This is a genomic window from Streptococcus sp. KHUD_011 (genome assembly GCF_046352925.1).
GTDB lineage: Bacteria > Bacillota > Bacilli > Lactobacillales > Streptococcaceae > Streptococcus.
On record NZ_CP157578.1, the window covers coordinates 137,161 to 153,198 of the forward strand.

Sequence of the window (16,038 nt, forward strand, 5' to 3'; positions counted from 1 at the left end):
ATTTAAAAGCTTTTTGGTCAGTCTTTTTCTTAAGTATTACTGCTGACCGAATGATGTAACTCCGCCACCTAAACTAGCGAGATCATCACTGTTTGTTGTGGGAACTTCAGCATTGTTACTATTGGTATTAGTCTCTGCTTGAGCTTCTGAAGTATTAGCTGCTTGATTTTGTGTACTTGCCACATCATTTCCGCTGCTGCCAGCACTATCAGATGAAGGTTGTTCGCTTGCAGGCGCTTGTGAACTGTATCTGCTCCCATTTGACTCAGTATAGGTTGGAGTGTAGCTCCCTCCTCCTGAAGAATAGGTTTCTCTTTCCCCCTCGCTACTAGTCGTTCCTGTTTCTTTTTTGTCAGTCTTTTGTCCTTCTTTTTTAGTCAAGACTTCAACTTGCTTTTGGAATTTAGAAATTAGTTCTTGGATGGGTTTTATTTTTTCATCAATAGTGGCTTGTTCGCTTGTGGAGTTGACACTTTTAATGATTTCTAGTATTTTTTGTAAGGAAGTGATGGCTGTTTCAAGTTTTTGTTTATCTTCAAACTGACTATCGGATTCCTTTATATCCATTTTTAAAGCTTTTTCAGTATAATGATTTGTGATTTTATCGGCAGTAGTAGCAAGAAAGTCTGCTAATGTTTGCTTGCCTTCGTCAGTGTTTGGCTTCAATTCTTGAATTTTTTTCCAATCCTCTATAATTGTTTCAGAATCGATATTAAAATCTTTGATGGCTTTTTTTACTTGTTCGACATCTTGTTCATTTTTTTGCCGTTTGAAGAAAGCAATATTGCCTCGTTCTGTTAAGATGTTTTCTTGATGAATGACTAAACCTATTAAAAGTCCAAGACTTGCGACAATGATAATAGTAAAAATGGTGTTTTTTGATTTTAGAATATCTTTGTAGTTTTTCACAATCGTTCTACGTACATGGATGGTAGTATCTTTAAGGGATCATGTACGTATTCCTCCTCATTACAGTATATCATTTTTAGTTTATTTTATAAATAAGATAATAAGCAGTAGAGGGATTAAGATATAAATTACCCTCTTTTTAAACAATTATATATGTATTTGCAGAGAGGCTTGTAGATTATCAGCCTCTTTCTTGTCTTCTCCAACCAAGCATGTTATAATGAATACTGCTCAAGCGACCTTCAATCGTTAAAGCACACACGACCTTCAATCGTGAATAAACGAATAGATGGGAGACTTACCATGAGTGATAACTCTAAAACACGTGTTGTTGTGGGGATGAGTGGTGGTGTTGATTCGTCGGTGACGGCTCTTCTTCTCAAGGAGCAGGGCTACGATGTTATCGGTATCTTCATGAAGAACTGGGACGACACAGATGAAAACGGCGTCTGTACGGCGACCGAAGATTACAAGGATGTGGCTGCGGTGGCAGACCAGATCGGCATTCCCTATTACTCTGTCAATTTTGAAAAAGAGTACTGGGACCGCGTTTTTGAGTATTTTCTAGCGGAATATCGTGCAGGGCGCACGCCAAATCCAGATGTTATGTGCAACAAGGAAATCAAGTTCAAGGCCTTTTTGGACTATGCCATGACCTTGGGGGCAGACTATGTAGCGACTGGGCACTATGCCCGAGTGGCGCGTGATGAGGACGGGACAGTTCACATGCTTCGCGGCGTGGACAATGGCAAGGACCAGACCTATTTCCTCAGCCAACTTTCGCAGGAACAACTGCAAAAAACTATGTTCCCTCTGGGACATTTGGAAAAACCTGAAGTTCGCAGACTAGCAGAAGAAGCAGGCCTTGCGACTGCTAAGAAGAAAGACTCGACAGGGATTTGCTTTATCGGAGAAAAGAACTTTAAAAATTTCCTCAGCAACTACCTGCCAGCTCAACCTGGTCGCATGATGACTGTGGATGGTCGCGATATGGGCGAGCATGCAGGACTTATGTATTATACAATCGGTCAGCGTGGCGGACTCGGTATCGGTGGCCAACACGGTGGTGACAATGCGCCTTGGTTTGTTGTCGGAAAAGACCTGAGCAAGAATATTCTCTATGTAGGACAAGGATTCTATCATGATTCGCTCATGTCAACCAGTCTAGAAGCCAGTCAAGTCCACTTTACTCGTGACATGCCAGAGGAGTTTACGCTCGAATGTACGGCTAAATTCCGCTACCGTCAGCCTGATTCTAAGGTGACCGTCCATGTCAAAGGAGACAAGGCAGAGGTCATCTTTGCGGAACCACAACGCGCGATTACACCAGGACAGGCAGTTGTATTTTACGATGGCGAAGAGTGTCTAGGTGGTGGCTTGATTGACAATGCTTACCGTGGCGGACAAGTTTGTCAGTACATTTAGATTGACAAATTTTCTCAATTTGCTACAATAATAAAAGCAATAGAAATGATGGTCAAAGCTCATGGATGTTGCAGGCTTTTTTGTCCTGCACTTCTTTGGAGTTTTGACTGTTTTTGTGTCGTTTAAAGGAAAGGATAAAAATGACTCAACAAGACTTTCGGACAAAAGTGGGAAATACGGTTTTTGGCGTTCGGGCGACAGCCTTGATTCTTCAAAATCGCAAGCTCCTAGTTACCAAAGATAAGGGCAAGTATTACACTATCGGCGGTGCGATTCAAGTCAATGAAAGAACGGAAGACGCGGTAGTCCGTGAAGTGAGGGAAGAACTGAGTGTTAAAGCTCAAGCTGGGCAGCTAGCTTTTGTAGTTGAAAATCGTTTTGAACAGGACGGTGTTTCCTATCACAATATCGAGTTTCATTATCTGGTGGATTTGCTTGAGGATGCTCCATTGAGCATGCAGGAAGATGAGAAAACGCAACCCTGTGAATGGATTGACTTAGATAAGCTTAAGGATATCCATCTAGTTCCAGCTTTTTTAAAAACAGCCCTACCCGATTGGGACGGCCAACTGCGACACATTCATCTTGAGGAATAGGAGAGAAATATGACTTATAATTTTACTGAAGAATACGATATTATTGTAATTGGTGCGGGACACGCTGGGGTCGAGGCTTCCTTAGCTGCCAGCCGTATGGGCTGCAAGGTCTTGCTTGCGACCATCAACATTGAAATGTTGGCTTTCATGCCTTGTAATCCCTCAATCGGTGGATCTGCCAAGGGGATTGTCGTGCGTGAAGTTGATGCCCTCGGTGGGGAAATGGCTAAGACCATTGACAAGACTTATATCCAGATGAAGATGCTCAACACAGGGAAGGGACCAGCTGTTCGTGCCCTTCGTGCGCAGGCTGACAAGGAACTTTACTCTAAGGAGATGCGCAAGACGGTTGAAAATCAAGAAAATCTGACCCTTCGTCAGACCATGATTGATGAGATTTTGGTGGAAGATGGTAAGGTTGTCGGTGTCCGTACAGCAACCCATCAAGAATATGCTGCTAAGGCTGTTATCGTGACGACAGGGACGGCCCTCCGTGGGGAAATTATTATCGGAGACCTCAAGTACTCATCAGGTCCTAACCACAGCCTAGCTTCTATTAACCTTGCTGACAATCTCAAGGAATTAGGACTCGAAATTGGTCGTTTCAAGACAGGAACCCCTCCACGTGTCAAGGCTTCTTCTATCAACTACGACGTGACAGAGATTCAGCCAGGAGATGAAGCACCGAATCACTTCTCCTACACTTCACGTGATGAGGATTATGTCAAGGACCAAGTGCCATGCTGGTTGACCTATACCAATGGTACCAGTCATGAGATTATCCAAAACAACCTTCACCGTGCGCCTATGTTTACAGGTGTGGTCAAGGGAGTGGGACCTCGTTACTGTCCGTCGATTGAGGATAAGATTGTGCGCTTTGCGGACAAGGAACGCCACCAACTCTTCCTTGAGCCAGAAGGGCGCAATACAGAGGAAGTCTATGTCCAAGGACTTTCAACCAGTCTGCCTGAGGATGTACAGCGTGAGTTGGTTCATTCTATCAAAGGTTTGGAAAATGCGGAGATGATGCGAACTGGTTATGCTATCGAGTATGACATGGTCTTGCCACACCAGTTGCGTGCGACTCTGGAAACCAAGAAAATCTCCGGACTTTTCACTGCTGGTCAGACCAATGGAACATCAGGTTACGAAGAGGCTGCAGGTCAAGGGATTATCGCTGGTATCAATGCGGCTCTGAAAATCCAAGGCAAGCCAGAGTTGATTTTGAAGCGCAGTGATGGCTATATTGGGGTAATGATTGATGACTTGGTGACCAAGGGCACTATTGAACCTTACCGTCTCTTGACCAGTCGTGCTGAATACCGTCTCATTCTTCGCCATGACAATGCTGATATGCGTTTGACAGAGATGGGACGCGAGATTGGCCTTGTGGATGATGAACGCTGGGCTCGTTTTGAAATCAAGAAAAATCAATTTGACAATGAGATGAAGCGCCTAGACAGTATCAAACTCAAGCCAGTCAAGGAAACCAATGCTAAGGTTGAGGAGATGGGCTTCAAGCCGTTGACCGATGCAGTGACAGCTAAGGAATTCCTTCGCCGTCCAGAAGTTTCTTACCAAGATGTGGTGGCCTTCATCGGACCAGCTGCTGAGGACTTGGATGACAAGATTATTGAATTGATTGAAACAGAAATCAAGTACGAAGGCTATATTTCCAAAGCCATGGATCATGTTTCCAAGATGAAACGCATGGAAGAAAAACGCATTCCAGCCAATATCGACTGGGATGACATTGATTCTATCGCAACTGAAGCCCGTCAGAAGTTCAAACTCATCAATCCAGAAACCATCGGCCAAGCCAGCCGTATTTCGGGAGTAAACCCAGCAGATATTTCTATTTTGATGGTGTATCTTGAAGGTAAAAATCGTAGTATTTCTAAAAATCTTCAAAAATCAAAATGATACGTCGTCGGCTTCTTACGAATGAGTTCAAAGCTTGGCTTTGATTCATCTCCAGCCTCCCATAGTTCCCCGAACTATGGGAGCTAACTCAAGTTATGCTTTCGCCTAGCCTTCTAGTCTGATTTCGATTTTTATTGACTTTTAATCTCAAAAGAAAGCATAGAGAAAAACAGCTCCGAAAACGGGGCTGTTTTATGATTTATTCTTCATCTGGCGTGAGAATCATCGGGATGATAATCGGTTCACGTTCTGTATTTTCATAGAGGAAGGGGCGAATTGCGTTGACAATGGCACCATTGACAGATTGCACGCTAGCGTCCTTGTTTTTCAGTGCGATACGAATGGCATTGAAAAGGATACGCTGACTTTGACGAATCAAGTCTCCAGACTCTCTCATGTAGACAAAACCTCGGCTGAGGATATCGGGACCAGATAGAATCATCTGCGATTTGAAGTCAACAGTTGCGACTGCCAGAACGACCCCGTCTTCAGATAGATCACGACGATCTTTGAGAACGGCAGCACCGATTTCGCCGATACGATTTCCATCGACATAGATGTCTTGGGCGTTGAAATGACCTGCTATACGAGCTGAGTCAGCAGTAAGGGCAAGCACATCACCATTGCTCATGATAAAGATATTGTCCTTCTCAACACCAGTATCCACTGCTAGTCCAGCGTGGACCTTTTGCATGCGGTATTCACCGTGGACAGGCATGAAGTATTTTGGCTTAATCAAGCGGAGCATGAGTTTTTGCTCTTGCTGGCCACCGTGTCCAGATGTATGGATATTGTTAACCTTACCGTGGATAACTTCTACACCAGCTTCTGAAATGATGTTAATCAGCTTGTTGACGCTAGTAGTGTTTCCAGGGATTGGACTTGAAGAGAAGATGACTGTATCACCTGGTTGAAGCTGCACCTGACGGTGGGTTCCGTTTGCGATACGAGAGAGGGCCGCCATAGGTTCACCCTGACTACCTGTACAGAGGATAAGAACCTCGCCTGCAGGGTAGTCTTTGATTTCATTTGGCTCGATAAAGGTTCCCTTAGGAGCTTTGATGTAGCCAAGCTCGATTCCGTTGACAATGGCCTTTTCCATAGAGCGACCAAAGACCGCAATCTTACGTCCAGTCTTAACAGCAGCTTCTGTTGCTTGCTGGAGACGGAAGATATTTGAGGCAAAGGATGCAAAGATGATACGTCCTTCGATGCCTTGGATAATCTTCATGATGGACTGACCAACGACTTTTTCAGAGTTGGTAAAGGTTGGCACTTCTGCATTTGTCGAGTCAGACAGGAGACAGAGCACGCCTTCTTCACCAAGAGCAGCCATACGGTGCAAGTCCGCTGGTTCTCCAACTGGAGTAAAGTCGAACTTGAAGTCACCCGTACAAACGATTTTTCCTTGAGGTGTATGAATGACAATCCCCAAAGGCTCTGGAATAGAGTGAGTCGTTCTAAAGAAAGTTGCCTTGAGATTTTTAAAGGTCAACTCAGTATTGTGGTTGATTTCGTAAAGTTTGGCGTTGCGCAAGAGGCCGTGTTCTTCGAGTTTCCCACGGATCAAAGCCAAGGCAAGTGGTCCAGCATAGATAGGGACATTTGCTTGCTTGAGCAGGAAAGGAATTCCACCGATGTGGTCCTCGTGTCCGTGTGTAATCAGAACAGCCTTGACGCGGTCGATATTGTCCACGATGTAAGAGTAATCAGGAATGACGTAGTCGATACCCAGCAAGTCATCTTCTGGGAATTTAATCCCAGCATCGACGATGATAATCTCATCTTGGTATTCAATTCCGTAAGTGTTTTTCCCGATTTCTCCCAGACCACCGATGGCAAAAACGCCGACTTCTTCAGGTTTAAGAGTATAGGCCATATTAGAACTCCGTGATTTCGAAGGCGCCAGTTTCTTTTTCGTAATCTAGCAATTTGTCAGACAAGAGTTCGATATACTCGATATTGTACTCTGGGCGATTTTCTTCGACAAGTTGGCGAGCAGCGATACGGCCCTCAAGTTCTGAGCTGGCATCGATGTCTAGGTAAAGTGCGCGTGTAGTTTCACGGCGTGGGCTACGTTCTTTTGTTTCTTGATAAAAAACTTTGTAAATCATATAGTTCCTTTCTATTTTACAGGTCAGCTTATTCCAAACTTTTAGCAGAGAATTGCTTGATTTCATTCCATTTTTTGTCTAGATTGACCTTGATTCGTTACAATTATTTCAATTATACCACAAAATGAAAAATTAGTAAAAGACGGAAACGAGAAAGTCATAGGCTCACTTATTGGTAAGCGTTTGCAAAAATAGAGGAAATATGTTATCTTGATAACGTAAGTGGAATTTATAGCTTGTCACAATTCCCTATAGTTTTTAAGTCAAGGAGGTTGCCCTATGTATAACTTATTTGCTTTTGCTATTGGAGCTCGCTTAGTAGCTTTTATTGTTTTTGTTGCTTGCGTTTATGGAGGGAATCTTCTATTTGCCAAACTGGAACAACGACAAACCAAGTTCTTGTGGAAAATTACCTTTGTGACTCTCTACTCGCTTTTTCTCCTCCTCGTAACCTATGTCGTTTGGTTTATATTTTACTTTGGATTAAATGCTTAGATGCCCTGCTCTGCTGGGGCATTTTTGTTTGGGGGCAAAGAAAATTCCCATGTGCCAGCTTTTGTAGTATAATAGTAATCAGACAAAAAGATAGGAATGTGTTATGAAAGTATTAGCTTTTGATACGTCCAGCAAGGCTCTTTCTCTCGCCATTTTAGAGGACAAGCAGGTTCTTGCTGAGACGACTATTAATATTAAGAAAAATCACAGTATTACCCTCATGCCTGCCATCGATTTTTTGATGGTGAGTTTGGACTGGACTCCCAAGGACTTGGACCGAATCGTGGTGGCAGAGGGACCAGGTAGCTACACGGGTTTGCGAATCGCGGTAGCCACTGCCAAGACGCTTGCTCATACTCTGAACATTGAGTTAGTCGGTATGTCTAGCCTCTTGGCTCTGGTGCCCTACCAACAAGAAGGCTTGTTCGTCCCTTTGATGGATGCGCGTCGCAACAACGTTTATGCAGGATTTTATGAAAATGCTAATCCTGTCATGCCAGAAGCGCACCTGCCCTTTGAGAGAGTGATTGAGTTAATCAAGGGTGCTAGTCAGGTTACCTTTGTCGGAGAAGTCGGCCCCTTTGTTGAGCAGATTCAAGAACACTTGCCAAGGACTAATTACAAAGAAACCTTGCCAAATGCAGCCAATCTAGCCCTTTGGGCTTGGGACCAGGAAGCAGATTCCTTGCATGATTTTGTGCCGAACTACCTCAAACGTGTTGAGGCTGAGGAAAATTGGCTCAAGAACCACACCGAGTCTGGTGAGTCTTATATTAAACGCCTATGATAGAGATCAAACGAATCCAAAGACAGACTGACCTAGCTCAAGCCATCTACGCTGTTATGGCAGCTGTTTACCCAGTCAGTCCTTGGACGCTGGAGCAAATTCAAGCAGACCTGGCTCAAGACCAGACTTGGTATGTTCTGGCTTATGATGGGGCAGAAGTGATTGGCTTTCTAGCTGTTCAGGAGAATCTCTTTGAGGCAGAAGTCTTGCAAATCGCTGTAAAAGGAGCCTATCAGGGTAAGGGAATTGCGTCAGCCTTGTTTGCTCAATTGCCGACAGATAAGGAGATTTTCCTCGAAGTCAGAAAGTCAAACCAACGAGCGCAAGCATTTTACAAGAAAGAAAAGATGGCAGTCATCGCTGGGCGAAAGTCCTACTACCATGATCCAGTCGAGGACGCCATCATCATGAAGAGAGAAATAGATGAAGGATAGATATATTTTAGCATTTGAGACATCCTGTGACGAGACTAGTGTCGCCGTCTTGAAAAACGACGATGAGCTCTTGTCCAATGTCATTGCTAGTCAAATTGAGAGTCACAAACGTTTTGGGGGCGTAGTGCCAGAAGTAGCCAGTCGTCACCATGTCGAGGTCATTACAGCCTGTATCGAGGAGGCTCTGGCAGAAGCAGGGATTACCGAAGAGGACGTGACAGCTGTTGCGGTTACCTATGGACCGGGCTTGGTTGGAGCCTTGCTTGTTGGTTTATCAGCTGCTAAGGCCTTTGCTTGGGCACATGGACTTCCGCTGATTCCTGTTAATCACATGGCTGGCCATCTCATGGCAGCTCAGAGCGTGGAGCCTTTGGAGTTTCCCTTGCTAGCCCTCTTGGTTAGCGGTGGACACACAGAGTTAGTTTATGTTTCTGAGGCTGGTGATTACAAGATTGTTGGGGAAACGCGAGATGACGCGGTTGGTGAGGCCTATGATAAGGTTGGCCGTGTCATGGGCTTTACCTATCCTGCCGGTCGTGAGATTGACGAGCTAGCTCATCAGGGGCAGGATATTTATGATTTCCCTCGTGCTATGATCAAGGAAGATAATCTGGAGTTTTCATTCTCAGGTTTGAAGTCTGCCTTTATCAATCTTCATCACAATGCCGAACAAAAGGGAGAAAGCCTGTCTACAAAGGATTTGTGTGCATCTTTCCAAACAGCTGTCTTGGATATTCTCATGGCAAAAACCAAGAAGGCTTTGGAGAAATATCCTGTTAAAACCCTAGTTGTGGCTGGAGGTGTGGCAGCCAATAAAGGTCTCAGAGAACGCTTAGCAACCGAAATCGCAGATGTCAAGGTCATCATTCCACCTCTGCGCCTCTGCGGAGACAATGCAGGTATGATTGCCTATGCCAGCGTCAGCGAATGGAACAAAGAAAACTTTGCAAGCTTGGACCTCAATGCCAAACCAAGTCTCGCTTTTGATACCATGGAATAAAGAGTCAGCTTAGGGCTGGCTTTTTTGCTCTCTTAAATGTCAGAATATTTTGACAAATAATTGTGAATAATGATATACTATATAAAAAATAGGAGGTGGTGAGATGATTGAGAGAATGGAGTTGGGAGAATTTTACAAGGAATTACGTTTGGCGAGAAAGCTCAAGCAGTCAGATGTGGCTTGTGCTGGTCTAACAGCCTCTCAGTTGTCCAAGTTTGAACTAGGGCAGTCTATGCTATCTGCGGATAAGTTGATCCTAGCCATCCAAGGGATCAATATGAATTTTGATGAGTTTGGTCATAAGCTAAACAATTATCAAGAATCCCTACATATGCAGATTGGTAGAAAGGTTGTGGATCGCTTTGCCCACCAAGATATAGCTGGTTTAGAGCAACTGTTGGAGGAAGTCGAGCAAGAACAGATGGCAGAGACCTATCGTCGTTTGAATGCCATTGTAATTAAAAACGCACTCCATTCCTTAAATAAGAACTATCCATTAGTAAAAGAAGATAGCGAGTTTTTGACTATCTATCTCTATGCTATTGAGTCTTGGACCTGGTTTGAACTCTATCTCTTTTGCAATACCATGCCCTTCTTGAGCAATCAAGATTTGATATTTTTATCGACCGCTTTAATTGAGAAATCTAGGGAATTTAAAGAGTTGGTACATAATCGATTGTATATGAAAAGTGGATTTCTGAATATTATATCAGAACTCATGGAGCGTAAACTTTTCTCTTATATCCCAATTTTTGAAGCTGAGCTAGAGAGCATGCTTCGTCCATACGATGTTTTTGAAAAAGTATTGTGGCAGTTTTTAAAGAAAATGAAGATTTTCCTTCAAACCAAAGGAAGCAATCAAAAAGAGATTGAAAGATTTATCCAATCTCTGCAAGTATTAGAAAATCCACAATTGCTAGCCCTCTTCGAATTGCGTTTGAAGCAATACAAAGAACTTATTGAGTAGTCAACAATTGCAAATCTGAAATTTCTATAAGAAAAAATATCAAATATGCGATTTTCTAAAATAAGCTAATTTTCGTGTTATACTATCCTTGTAAAGCACTTCAAGCAGATCCTAAGTCGCAGAAGTGGTTTATAGATGGGAATTCGTACAGTATATGTTTAATTATGAGCATACTGTAAATGGCTGGACTAAAAGTGAAACTTGGCGTCCTAGATAAAATGAGGTAAACGATGGAAAAACAAAGTCAGTTACAAATGTTAATTCATTCCCTATACAATAATAAAGAAATTAGCTTGACGGAAGAATTTAGGAAGCAATTGCTGGAAACAGCAAAACAGTTCTCTAGTACTAATGAAGATTTGTTAGCTGTACGTCTTTCTTTTGCCGTCTCTAAAGAATTGTTGAGCTTTAAAGGTGAACCGCCGACAGAGTTGTTGGATTTAGCAAAATTTGTCCAAAAGAAAGAAGCTAAATACAAGCAGGGAATAGTGTGGTCTGGTATTTTTAAGATATGATTTATTATAAAATACGGCATGAACATCATATAATGGATGAATCTGAATATGAGCAAGGCTTGGAGTTCAATATTAAACCAAGTCTTGTTTTCTATACACTGGAACTTTAAAAGGAGTTGTGATGAAAGTATTTCTTCAAAATAGAAATTTTAGGCAATTAACCATCAACCAGTGGATTTCAACGGTTGGGGATACGATTTTTTATCTGGCCTTTTTGAATTATGTGGCAGATGCATCTTTTGCCCCTTTGGCGATTTTACTGATCACGATTTCAGAAACCCTTCCTCAAGTTCTGCAAATCTTTCTGGGAGTTTTGGCGGATTTTCAACATCATCGTGTCCTAAAATATACAATGATTAGTTTTGCAAAATTTTTGCTTTACTCTATCGTTTCTTTATCACTTTCAGGGCAGTCCTTTTCCTTGTTATTAGTAGCATTTATTTGTCTGATTAACCTCTTATCTGACACATTGAGTTATTTTTCAGGCGCCATGCTCACTCCGATTTTCATTAGAATTATTGGGCAAGACCATCTGGCAGAAGCTATTGGATTTAAACAGTCAACTGTTAGTTTAGTGAAAACAATCAGTAATATTCTAGGAGGAGTCTTACTAGGTATTCTATCTATCCAGTCTATTTCCTTACTGAATGCTCTGACCTTTTTAATCGCATTTTTAGGTATTCTTTTCATAAAAACAGACCTCTTGAAAGTAGAAAAAACGATTAGCTATCAAGAAGGACTCTCTGTAAAATCCTTTTGCCAGCATCTGCTCCAATCATCAAAATTGATATGGAATATGAATAAGGTGCTCTTGGTTTTGTTTATTATCTCTATTAGTCAAGCAGTGATAAATGTTACAGTTCCTGTTTCTACTCTGTTTTTGAGGAATCAGCCCTTTTTGAATTTACAAACAGGTCAATCTCTTGCCTTGTTATCCACCCTTGAATTGTCAGCCCTTATTGTCGGAAGCCTTGTGAGTGGCTATCTGAAGAATACAATCTCCATAAAACTAGCCCTATATGCCTCGCTTATTATCCAATTACTCCTTTTAGTTGGCTTTGTGGCAGTTCGTTTTGACTGGATTCTTATCTTTAGTGCCTTGGATGCCTTTTTCGCAGGTATCCTCTCTCCTCGATTACAGGAACTCATTTTTAAACAAATACCTGAGGAGTCAATGGGAGCAGTTCAATCCTCTATCGGTGCCATTACAGTTGTTTTACCTAGCTTATTTACAATAGCTTTGGTAACCATTGCTACTAGCTTTGGAACTCTGGCAGTTAGCTTTGTTTTATTGCTATTTCTTCTAGCTGCCTTTATCATACTCTTGAATATCCGTGAAAACATTTAGCGAAGAATGTGTATATTATATGTTTGAGACTGGATTCCAGTCTGTTTATGATGGCTACAATCAGCAGACTGTTAAATTTTTGAGAAAGTTGCTTGACATTTCAGACCAATCGGTTTATAATTAAAAAATGTAGAGATAAATACATGAGAAAAGAAGAAAAAAACAAGACTACGAAGAGAGAAAATCATTACCGCTGCTTTGTTTGAATTTGCTACAAAAGGCTATCAAGGTTTTGTCATCAATGAACTTTGTAAAGTGGATGGTATTTCCAAAGGAGTTTTGTATCATAATTTTTCAGGGAAATCAGACCTCTATCTAACTTGTTTTCAGGAGAGTTTTGAGAAAGCTTTGGCAGTGTTTCTGGGGGTGGAAGGTCAAGTGCCCTCCTTAGCTGATTATATGGAAAGACGTCACCAATTTTATCAGCAATACCCAGAACATAGCCACATTTTCTTTGAGGCAATGATTGCGACACCAGAAGAATTGGAAGCAGACATTGCACCACAGAAAGCTATCTTTTTGGACTTGAATGAACAAGTTTGTCAAAAACTTATATCAGAATCCAAACTGAAAGAGCATATTGATGAGAAACGAGCTATGGACTATCTGCGATTGATTCAGGATATGTTTCGTTCCTATTATTTAACTGTTTCGTCAGATAGCAGTTTGCCTGACTTGGTTTCAGGATATGAACATCAATTATCACAGGTTTTGGATATGATGATTTATGGAATACTAGAGGAAGATTCCTCTAAAAAAGGAGAAAAATAATGTCGAAAATTTGGAAATGGTTGTTACTAATTGCGGGTATTTTTGCAGTTTTTGTAGGTTTTAATATGTTTGCACATCCTCTTATTAGCTTGGCTTCCATGACTTTCTGGTTTGCACTTGTATTTGCAGTTCAAGGGATTTCTGAGATTGTACAATACTTCAAATCAGAAGAAAAGCATGGCTGGAATTTATTTGGAGGAATTGTTACCCTCATCCTCGCTCTTACCTTGTTCTCAGGTAGCTTTATTGAAATGGTAACATTTGTACCATTTATCATTTCTTTATGGGCCTTGACAAATGGTATTACAAAAACTATCGTTGGTTTCAAGGTTCGTAAGACGGATAAATCGGTAGGTACCCCTCTAGTTTGGATGGGGATTTTAGGAATCGTAGCAGGTTTAATCATGATGGGACACCCATTGATGACCGGTCTCTATATTAGTTACACCATTGCCTTTGTCTTTATTTATCAAGGTATTGTGGCAATTGTTCAATTCTTCAAGATTAAATAAGAATAAAATGGAGTCTGTCTGATTACAATCAGCAGACTTTTTTCTCTTTCCTGAATGTGTTATAATAGTCCATGCTGTTGCTGGAATTGATTCAGCTTATTTATTAAGACAATATGAGGAGAAAGATGAAAGAAAAAGGATTTTGGGAGGGGGCGCAGGCAGCTATGCCAACAGCCCTTGGTTATGTCAGTATTGGCCTTGCCTGTGGGATTATCGGTGCGCCCTATGTGACACCTGTTGAGATGGGCTTGATGAGCCTCTTTGTTTATGCTGGGAGTGCCCAGTTTGCCATATTAGCCTTGATTGCGGTTCAAGCACCTGTGGCAGCCATTGCCATGACGGTTTTTCTAATCAATTTGCGTCTTTTTTTGTTGAGTTTGCATGCGTCGACCTATTTCCGTCATACCAGTCTCTGGCAAAATATCGGTATGTCGAGCCTTTTGACGGATGAGACTTATGGCGTTTTGATGGGCGAGTTAGCCCATACAGACAAGGTCAATCCTATGTGGATGCACGGAAACAATCTCAACAGCTATGTGGCTTGGTTTGTGGGGACAGTAGTCGGAACGGCTCTGGGTGGTCTGCTACCAAATCCAGAAATCTTTGGTTTAGATTTTGCCCTTGTTGGGATGTTCATCGGAATTTTTGCTTCGCAATTCCAGATTATGCAAAGACGGATTCCTGTCCGCAATCTGCTCATTATCCTAGCAGTTGTTGCGGTGTCCTTCTTTTTGCTCTTGACAGTGGTGTCTCAGTCACTAGCTGTTCTGTTTGCGACGCTACTTGGTTGTACAATGGGGGTGGTTTTAGATGGTCAGTAAGTATCTTTTATTAGCAGTTATTTTCTCTGGCTTGGTGACTTGGATTCCCCGTATGATTCCCTTCATCTTGGTCAAGTATAAGGGCCTGCCTGCGATCGTTGAGCGTTTTTTGAAGTTCTTGCCCGTTTCTATTATCTTTGCCTTGATTCTTTCAAGCGTAGTGACAGGTAAGGTTGGGAGCCTTCCTCAAATTAAATTGCTAGACTTCTTAGCCGTCTTTCCAACAGCTTGGGTAGCCTTTCGCTACCGCAATCTAGTCGGAACAGTTCTCTTTGGAGTGGTCTTAATTGCAGTCTTGCGTTTGGTCTTTTAATACTCTTCGAAAATCTCTTCAAACCACGTCAGCGTCGCCTTACCGTATATATGTTACTGACTTCGTCAGTTCTATCTACAACCTCAAAGCAGTGCTTTGAGCAACCTGCGGCTAGCTTTCTAGTTTGCTCTTTGATTTTCATTGAGTATAAATTAGCCATAAAGAAAACCTATCACAGAGATAGATATCATATAATGGCGTAAATGCTCTTTTTCTGTTAAGATTATAAGGTATTCTATTTTGGAGGAAATGACATGAAAAAAATCGTTAAATACTCATCTCTTGCTGCCCTAGGGCTTGTTGCTGCAGGTGTGCTAGCAGCTTGCTCAGGTGGTGCTAAGAAAGAAGGAGAAGCAGCTAGCAAGAAAGAAATTATCGTTGCAACCAATGCTTCACCAAAACCATTCAACTATGAAGAAAATGGTGAATTGACTGGTTACGAAATTGAAGTGGTTCGCGCTATCTTTAAAGACTCTGACAAGTATGATGTCAAGTTTGAGAAGACTGAGTGGTCAGGAGTCTTTGCGGGTCTTGACGCTGACCGTTACCAAATGGCCGTTAACAACATCAGCTACACTAAAGAACGTGCGGAGAAATACCTTTATGCAGCTCCAACGGCTAAAAACCCTAACGTTCTTGTAGTGAAAAAAGACGATTCTAGTATCAAATCGCTTGATGATATCGGTGGAAAATCAACAGAGGTTGTTCAAGGGACAACATCTGCTAAACAGTTAGAAGACTACAACAAACAACACTCAGATAATCCAACTGTCCTTAACTACACTAAAGCAGACTTCCAACAAATCATGGGACGCTTGAGCGATGGCCAATTTGACTACAAGATTTTTGATAAAATCGGTGTTGAAACAGTCATCAAGAACCAAGGTTTGGACAACTTGAAAGTTATTGAACTTCCAAGCGACCAACAACCTTACGTTTACCCACTTCTTGCTAAAGGTCAAGATGAGTTGAAAACATTTGTAGACAAACGTATCCAAGAACTCTACAAAGACGGAACTCTTGAAAAATTGTCTAAACAATTCTTCGGAGACAATTATCTACCAGCAGAAGCTGATATTAAATAATTTCTTGAAATCATCCATTCTGA

At 41.9% G+C, this 16,038-nt stretch carries 18 protein-coding genes; 15 read left to right on the plus strand and 3 right to left on the minus strand.

The genetic code is table 11. The features are described 5' to 3' along the window. Positions 1-36 precede the first annotated feature (36 nt). A complete protein-coding gene (locus ABKJ27_RS00680; RefSeq protein ID WP_410011835.1) occupies positions 37-909 on the minus strand; it encodes a hypothetical protein in 873 nt (290 codons plus the stop codon). Positions 910-1,212: 303 nt separating this feature from the next. Between ABKJ27_RS00680 and mnmA the strand changes: the two genes are divergently transcribed. The 3 genes from mnmA (at position 1,213) to mnmG (ending at position 4,853) form a co-directional block, all read left to right on the plus strand. Beyond that, a complete protein-coding gene (gene mnmA, locus ABKJ27_RS00685; RefSeq protein ID WP_410011836.1) occupies positions 1,213-2,334 on the plus strand; it encodes a tRNA 2-thiouridine(34) synthase MnmA in 1,122 nt (373 codons plus the stop codon). 140 nt (positions 2,335-2,474) lie between these two features. Then, a complete protein-coding gene (locus tag ABKJ27_RS00690) occupies positions 2,475-2,930 on the plus strand; it encodes an NUDIX hydrolase (protein WP_410011837.1) in 456 nt (151 codons plus the stop codon). A 9-nt stretch (positions 2,931-2,939) separates the two neighbouring features. Beyond that, entirely contained in the window at positions 2,940-4,853 is a 1,914-nt protein-coding gene (gene mnmG / locus ABKJ27_RS00695) for a tRNA uridine-5-carboxymethylaminomethyl(34) synthesis enzyme MnmG (protein ID WP_410011838.1), read from the plus strand. 199 nt (positions 4,854-5,052) lie between these two features. Here mnmG and rnjA read toward each other — a convergent pair whose 3' ends face one another. Both rnjA and ABKJ27_RS00705 read right to left on the minus strand, forming a co-directional pair. Beyond that, positions 5,053-6,732 carry a ribonuclease J1 gene (rnjA, locus tag ABKJ27_RS00700; RefSeq protein ID WP_000331986.1) on the minus strand — a complete coding sequence of 560 codons (1,680 nt, stop codon included), beginning with the start codon at positions 6,730-6,732 and terminating at the stop codon, positions 5,053-5,055. Position 6,733: 1 nt separating this feature from the next. Then, positions 6,734-6,967, minus strand: a complete 234-nt coding sequence (locus ABKJ27_RS00705) for a DNA-dependent RNA polymerase subunit epsilon (protein ID WP_000639572.1) — start codon at positions 6,965-6,967, stop codon at positions 6,734-6,736. 279 nt (positions 6,968-7,246) lie between these two features. Here ABKJ27_RS00705 and ABKJ27_RS00710 point away from each other — a divergent pair, with 279 nt between their 5' ends. The 12 genes from ABKJ27_RS00710 (at position 7,247) to ABKJ27_RS00765 (ending at position 16,015) form a co-directional block, all read left to right on the plus strand. Beyond that, the gene (locus tag ABKJ27_RS00710) at positions 7,247-7,462 is read left to right on the plus strand and encodes a hypothetical protein (RefSeq protein WP_049500723.1); all 216 of its coding nucleotides are present in this window, start codon (positions 7,247-7,249) and stop codon (positions 7,460-7,462) included. 103 nt (positions 7,463-7,565) lie between these two features. Beyond that, on the plus strand, positions 7,566-8,249 hold the full coding sequence (gene tsaB, locus ABKJ27_RS00715; protein WP_261194335.1) for a tRNA (adenosine(37)-N6)-threonylcarbamoyltransferase complex dimerization subunit type 1 TsaB: 684 nt from the start codon (positions 7,566-7,568) through the stop codon (positions 8,247-8,249). Beyond that, positions 8,246-8,683, plus strand: coding sequence for a ribosomal protein S18-alanine N-acetyltransferase (rimI, locus tag ABKJ27_RS00720; RefSeq protein WP_410011839.1), 438 nt, complete (start codon positions 8,246-8,248; stop codon positions 8,681-8,683). The genes tsaB and rimI overlap by 4 nt, the downstream gene beginning before the upstream one ends. Continuing rightward, positions 8,673-9,683, plus strand: a complete 1,011-nt coding sequence (gene tsaD, locus ABKJ27_RS00725; RefSeq protein WP_410011840.1) for a tRNA (adenosine(37)-N6)-threonylcarbamoyltransferase complex transferase subunit TsaD — start codon at positions 8,673-8,675, stop codon at positions 9,681-9,683. Before rimI ends, tsaD begins: the two co-directional genes overlap by 11 nt. Before the next feature lie 103 nt (positions 9,684-9,786). Next, complete coding sequence (locus tag ABKJ27_RS00730; RefSeq protein ID WP_020901821.1) at positions 9,787-10,650, plus strand: Rgg/GadR/MutR family transcriptional regulator; 864 nt, start codon at positions 9,787-9,789, stop codon at positions 10,648-10,650. A gap of 230 nt (positions 10,651-10,880) precedes the next feature. Next, a complete protein-coding gene (locus ABKJ27_RS00735) occupies positions 10,881-11,165 on the plus strand; it encodes a bacteriocin immunity protein (protein WP_004254985.1) in 285 nt (94 codons plus the stop codon). 121 nt (positions 11,166-11,286) lie between these two features. Then, the gene (locus ABKJ27_RS00740; RefSeq protein ID WP_004254988.1) at positions 11,287-12,513 is read left to right on the plus strand and encodes an MFS transporter; all 1,227 of its coding nucleotides are present in this window, start codon (positions 11,287-11,289) and stop codon (positions 12,511-12,513) included. 198 nt (positions 12,514-12,711) lie between these two features. Further along, complete coding sequence (locus ABKJ27_RS00745) at positions 12,712-13,284, plus strand: TetR/AcrR family transcriptional regulator (protein WP_228112078.1); 573 nt, start codon at positions 12,712-12,714, stop codon at positions 13,282-13,284. Continuing rightward, complete coding sequence (locus ABKJ27_RS00750; RefSeq protein WP_000036821.1) at positions 13,284-13,796, plus strand: HdeD family acid-resistance protein; 513 nt, start codon at positions 13,284-13,286, stop codon at positions 13,794-13,796. The genes ABKJ27_RS00745 and ABKJ27_RS00750 overlap by 1 nt, the downstream gene beginning before the upstream one ends. A 125-nt stretch (positions 13,797-13,921) precedes the next feature. Continuing rightward, positions 13,922-14,617, plus strand: a complete 696-nt coding sequence (locus ABKJ27_RS00755; protein WP_080890758.1) for an AzlC family ABC transporter permease — start codon at positions 13,922-13,924, stop codon at positions 14,615-14,617. After that, complete coding sequence (locus ABKJ27_RS00760; protein ID WP_049500714.1) at positions 14,607-14,930, plus strand: AzlD domain-containing protein; 324 nt, start codon at positions 14,607-14,609, stop codon at positions 14,928-14,930. Before ABKJ27_RS00755 ends, ABKJ27_RS00760 begins: the two co-directional genes overlap by 11 nt. A gap of 254 nt (positions 14,931-15,184) precedes the next feature. After that, a complete protein-coding gene (locus ABKJ27_RS00765; protein WP_346743278.1) occupies positions 15,185-16,015 on the plus strand; it encodes an amino acid ABC transporter substrate-binding protein in 831 nt (276 codons plus the stop codon). The last annotated feature ends 23 nt before the right edge of the window (positions 16,016-16,038 follow it).